Source organism: Endozoicomonas sp. ONNA2 (assembly GCF_024606365.1).
GTDB lineage: Bacteria > Pseudomonadota > Gammaproteobacteria > Pseudomonadales > Endozoicomonadaceae > Endozoicomonas.
On sequence record NZ_JAHHPO010000391.1, the window covers coordinates 1 to 3839 of the forward strand.

Consider the following 3839-nt stretch of genomic DNA (forward strand, 5'->3'; position numbering starts at 1 on the left):
TGGCTGACAATAGTGTGCTTCCTGACCAGACATAATCAATGAGCAACACTTTTCGGTTGTGGGCCCTCGAACCAAGAGTTTTATCGAAATGATGGAAGAGCGCCTTCTGTTCTTCGGGCGTTATCTTTTCTTTAAATCGCACCCTGCCCTTTTTACAGGTTTCCAGCAACTGAAAATCAGAAAGTGGCATATTGCATGCCGCGTCTTTTCCTAACCGGCCCTGAAGCTCTGCAATCACAGTTGCCGGACTTCGGCCTATCCCGATGTAGAGGAACTCCTTTGGCGGAAAAACAGTGATCACCCGGTCTGATAGCTGTTTCAGTTCGCAGATGAACAGGGACTTTATTTCTTTGCTGTTCATGGCCGCTTGCAGAGGTCTGAATCTCTCCTCATGGATACTGATCAAGGGCTTTGTGGCGACAGCCTGTGCCGTCAGTTCTGGCAGAGGCGAAGGAACCGGGCTGACAAAATTGTTCGATGATGGCGTCATCTTAACCTTCATTTATTTTGCATAATGAGAACCCTCAGGAGACTGTCAGATATCCAGCGAGTCATACATCGAATTCAAATTCACGCTGCTCAAAAATTCACTGGCAATTTTTGTCAACTCATCGGATTTGAGCACCAGTGCATTATTGGCATTGTGTGTCTGCCTTAAATAGTTATCCTTAATAACTTTCTCGACATCGAGATTGCCATTAATTTCAGACATCATGGCATACAGTTCTTCTGGTGAGGATGGATCATGAGCGCCATAGCGGAAATAGTTTTTAGCATTACGGATGTGAGCGTCGACCCAACAAAAGGTTAAACCACCACCCTTCGAGTGTGTCACTCCATACAGGTAATGACTGAAAGCCTGCTGAATCGCTTGCTCGAATTTTTCCTTTAAATCCTTCAGAGTCCTTTGGTCATTACTTGGCACCTCAAGAGATTTCAGAACTGGTTCGTAACTTCTTTGGATAGCAAGGTATTTTTCCCTATATTCTTGGTATTTTTCCGAATATTCCCGGTTTTTTTCCAAATATTCTTGTTCCTCAGTTTCACAATTCCCCCTGTCACCACTAAAATAGTAATCTTCCAATCCAACCAGAGCATTATTAAGTTGTTTTTTCTTCGCATCATATTTATTGATTTTTGCCAATAACTGCTTTAGCTCCGGGCTGTTCTCAACTTTTCGTTGTAACAGGGTTTCGACCTGTTTTTTAATCATTGTGCTGTGCCAGTCAGGTTTCCCCAAGATAATCACCGGACGGTGGTTAGCTTTGCCGGAGATTAACTGTGGAAACGCAGGATTGTGCACCAACATTCGTTCTATATTCGGCATCCCCCCGGGTTCGTCCGTCCAGGCAGTCTGTAAAGATAAGCTGACAATGTTATTTTTAAGGAATGACGACACCCCATCATAACAATGAGTAACCAATAAGGAATCACCTTTTCTCTCTTGTTGGCACTTATAAGCCAAGCGCCATTCCTGGCTATTTTTCCCCCTGGACAACAATTCCTGATACCACTTTTTCAGGCAATTGGCGGCGTCAACTTTCAGTTCATCAACGCTTTCCAGACGCACCAGTAGATCATGATGTCTTCCAATCCCAAAAATATAGCTGTGATAGTTCGGCAGTGGATCCAACCAACCGGATTTCAAAACTTCATGGGCAAGGTTAATAACCGAAGGGTTGGTCAAGTCACTGTCCAGTATACGCACCATTGAATGTAACCACTGGTGAGGGCTTGCTCTGGCCCGATCAATCATTGTTGAATGGAGTGACTTGAGTAGTTCGATAATATGATCTTTATCACTTTTGGACAGTATTTTTTTTACTGCCTCCAATAACGGGTTATAGGTACCGTTGGGGGAAGGTAAAATACCGATTAAAGCCTCCTCGCGTGAGCCCAATGCTTTTGTCTCTAGCGACGCTAACATTGAGACGCCCATGGAAAAACCGGTTAAATCTCTTCTTCTCCAAAGGTTAAATACCGTGTCGGCAGGGCTTGGATTGAGTCCTGGCAATGCACAGTTTGCCTCAAGGGCTTTGTTCAGTTCCTCGAGGCTCAAGCCATAAGCCTTGGCCAAAGCTTGCTGTTGTACTAAATCAGTACCTTTCAGGAGTTCCCTGATCTTCTTTAACTCTGTGCTGGAACCACTTCCCTCCCTGGTGGGCTGGAAATCAGGTGAGCCTTGCTTTCGCAGTAAAGGCGACCCGCCCAAATCCACTCCCTCCCAGGTTTGGCCTCCATCTCCGGAATACTCCGCAAAACTGTGGCTACGGCTATTGATTTGCCGACACGGAATCCCGAAATAACGGCAAAAAGCAATAAAAACAGGCACACGATGAATGCAGCTGCCTTGCCGCTGTGTTACCAGGAAGTGAAAGAAATTTTCACCGATCTTTGGTTCAGCCTCACCGGAAAATTCCTGGCAATAGTCCGTGATTGCCCTGATTCGTTGCTTCGTGTCTTCAGCATTTTTTATTGTCCGCCAAAGCTCCTGTACTTCGGGTGGATACCGGGGTGGCTGCTGGTCAATGGCAGCAAACAGTTTTTCCAGTACTGTTTTCATCCCTTCTGAACAGCGGGCATCAAACCATGTTGAGCGTTCTGCCCGGGCTTTTTTAGTGCATGGGCCCGGTTCTCTGGTTTCTACAACATAAACAAACTTAATGCTCTGGTTGGCTTCGGCCTCTGGAATAAACACTGTGTGAAGCCCGGTATATCGGTCCCTGATCAGGGTAAATGGCAAATCGGGTTCCAGACGCAGGGCCACAATAGAGTTGTTAACCTTCAGGCTGGGCAGTGTATATTGACCATTGTCCGATGACCTGTTTAAGGTCGCCAGCGTTTGATTCCAGGCTAATGTCACTGCCTGGTCATACCCTGGTAACCGGGCAGGCAAGAGGGGTTCGAACCCCAGGAGATGTTTATCATTAATATCGATCAGTTTGACATCACCCTCAGCAGTCACATAAATATCCTCTGCCGACCAGCGATACATTGTGGGAGAATGGTCGTTCGTATTGAACACTTGATAATCGCTACTTTTTGATACCTTCTGGTGCTCGTAGTTCGTCCTCCGGTCCAATGTCCAGGATTTATTCTCGCGGGCTTCCGGCCTGTATTTTTCAGGAGTGCTACCACCGCCAATCCCTGCCTCACTATAATCGTCAACCAATTGGTTCAGCACATCTCTCAGCTGGTGCCAAAACGCAGGCCATAATTGAACTGCATTGGGGTTCCATGCCCATATCATCCGCTGATCAGCCTCCCGAAAATAAGACTGAGAAACCACATTCTGCGTTTGATCCTGTTCTTTCGTCAGGGGAAACACGCTGTTGGCGCTCACGCCCGTCCGGCCAAACTGCAGATCAAACCAGTGATGCTGCCAGTGTCGGTACAGTGCCCGGGTGAGAATGTCGTCCGACTCATCCGGCTCCAGGCAGAGACCGGATGCCTGCCATCTGGCCTGAGCCACCATCTTGATGATGGCCGTTCTTTGCTGGTCTATACCCAGATCAGACTTGACACGAATTTCATGGCGTTTTTCATCAAGACTGTTGACATGACTGCGGTGTATCAACCACGGACGATCCATGCCCGATACCGTTTCGTTGAACCAATCACAAAGCCCGGCATCCAGCTCTTTTTTACCCAAGTTTTTACCCAAGGCCCGCGCCGGGCTCTCTGGCAGTGTCTCCAGCGACAGGTTGGCGGCCATCAGATAGAGCCGGTAGTGCTGCTTGAAGCACTGATGCAGTCCGTTTTCGCTAAAGTCGCCCCCTCGGATGACAGCCCTGGCCGCATTCTGCAGATCAACGCTGGTCGGCTGTAACGGCAGATCT

At 47.6% G+C, this 3839-nt stretch carries 2 protein-coding genes; both read right to left on the bottom strand.

The genetic code is table 11. From position 1 onward, the window contains the following. Positions 1-490 (bottom strand): hypothetical protein (locus tag KDK14_RS07140; RefSeq protein ID WP_257264361.1); only part of this gene is annotated, 490 nt, incomplete at its 3' end. A gap of 45 nt (positions 491-535) precedes the next feature. Beyond that, positions 536-3839, bottom strand: a 3304-nt coding sequence (locus KDK14_RS07145) for a transglutaminase-like domain-containing protein (protein WP_257264362.1), incomplete at its 5' end; no start/stop codon positions are given.